The organism is Actinomadura miaoliensis, from assembly GCF_039536785.1.
Taxonomy (GTDB): Bacteria; Actinomycetota; Actinomycetes; order Streptosporangiales; family Streptosporangiaceae; genus Spirillospora; species Spirillospora miaoliensis.
On record NZ_BAAAZG010000060.1, the window covers coordinates 1 to 1584 of the forward strand.

Consider the following 1584-nt stretch of genomic DNA (forward strand, 5'->3'; position numbering starts at 1 on the left):
CCATGGGGCGGCGGGGGGAACGCGCCGGGCGGCTGCCCGCCCGGGGGCCAAGGGGAGTTCGGGGGGTTGGCCACGGGTCTCCTCACCGTTCAGTGGTCTTGCCACCTGGAGCGTAGCCGGGGCGGGGAGAACGATGGCGGGCCCGTAGAGTTCTCCTCCACGATGGAGATCGATCTGCGTGGCGTCGCGGGACCGGACGGCTGGCCCGCGTCCGGATGCCGGTGCGCGTCCTGTAACCGTCTGCGCGCCGCCGGGGTGCGCTACGCGCCGACCCATGTGGTGGTGGACGGCGTGCCGCTGGATCAGTGCGCGCGGCGGGAGGTCCCCGGAGGCTGGGACGTGACGGGCCCGCGCGGTGGCCGCGTCCTGGTGGCGTCCGGGCCCGGTGCGCGTCCCGAGCCGGTCGACGGGGCGGTCTACGACGCCGCGCTTCTGGACCTGGTGGGCTGCCCGGATCACCTGGGCCGGCTGCGTCACACCGGGGCCGTCACCCCGGCGACGGATGTGCGCGCCGTACACGTCGACCACCGGATCTCCTCGCCGGACGAGTTGGAACGCCGACTGAAGTACTGGCTGCGCCCCCAGGACGGCCCGTACCGCCTGCTGCTGCTGGGCGGGGCCAGGTCAGGCAAGTCGGCCGAGGCCGAGCTGCGCCTGGCCGCCCACCCCCGCGTGACATACGTCGCCACAGGCAGCACCGCTGCCGACGACCCCGAATGGAACGCCCGCATCGAGGCCCACAGGAAGCGCCGTCCCTCCTGGTGGCGGACGGAGGAGACCACCGACCTGGCGCGGGTGCTCGGCGCCGCCGAGGGCGCCGTGCTGGTGGACGGCATCGGAACCTGGCTGGCCGCGGTGATCGACGAGGCCGGCGCCTGGGACGCCCCCGACGCCGTACAGCCCCGTCTGGACGAGCTGGTCGAGGCGTGGCGCGGCGCGTCCGCCCATGTGGTCGCCGTGTCCGACGAGGTCGGGCTGTCGCTGGTGCCGGCCACGTCCTCCGGGCGCGCGTTCCGCGACCTGCTGGGCCGTCTCAACCAGCGGCTCGCCGCCGAGTCGGAGGAGGCCGCGCTGGTCGTGGCGGGGCGCGTGCTGGAGCTCGGGTGAGCGCGGCGCTGCGGCTGGCGGTCACGCTGCTGACCGTCGTCCCGCTGCCGGCCGGGCCGGTGGACCGGCGCACCGCCGGACGCGCCATGCTGGCCGCCCCGCTGACCGGGCTGATCGTCGGCGGCGGCGCGGCGGCGGTGCTGCTCGCGGGCGATCTGGCCGGGCTGGCCGCGCCGCCGCGGGCGGCGCTGGCCGTGGCCGCGACGGCCGTGCTGACCCGGGCGCTGCACCTGGACGGGCTGGCCGACCTGGCCGACGGGCTGGGCAGCCGCCGTCCCGCCGACGCCGCCCTGGACGTCATGAAGCGGTCCGACATCGGCCCGTTCGGCGTGGTGACCCTGCTGCTGGCGCTGCTGGTGCAGGTCACGGCGCTGGCGACGGCACCGGACGCGGTCGCGGCCGTGCTGGTCGCCGCGGTCGCCGGGCGGCTCGCCCTGCCCTGGGCGTGCCGGACCGGGGTGCCGTGCGCGCGTCCCG

General features: G+C 76.9%; 2 protein-coding genes. Both read left to right on the forward strand.

Annotated elements, in window-relative coordinates:
• Positions 1-162: 162 nt before the first annotated feature.
• Positions 163-1107: a bifunctional adenosylcobinamide kinase/adenosylcobinamide-phosphate guanylyltransferase gene (locus ABD811_RS37865; RefSeq protein WP_344957448.1), complete on the forward strand. Its 945-nt coding sequence runs from the start codon at positions 163-165 to the stop codon at positions 1105-1107.
• The coding region (locus ABD811_RS37870; protein WP_344957450.1) for an adenosylcobinamide-GDP ribazoletransferase at positions 1104-1584 on the forward strand (481 nt) is incomplete at its 3' end. The genes ABD811_RS37865 and ABD811_RS37870, both read left to right, overlap by 4 nt.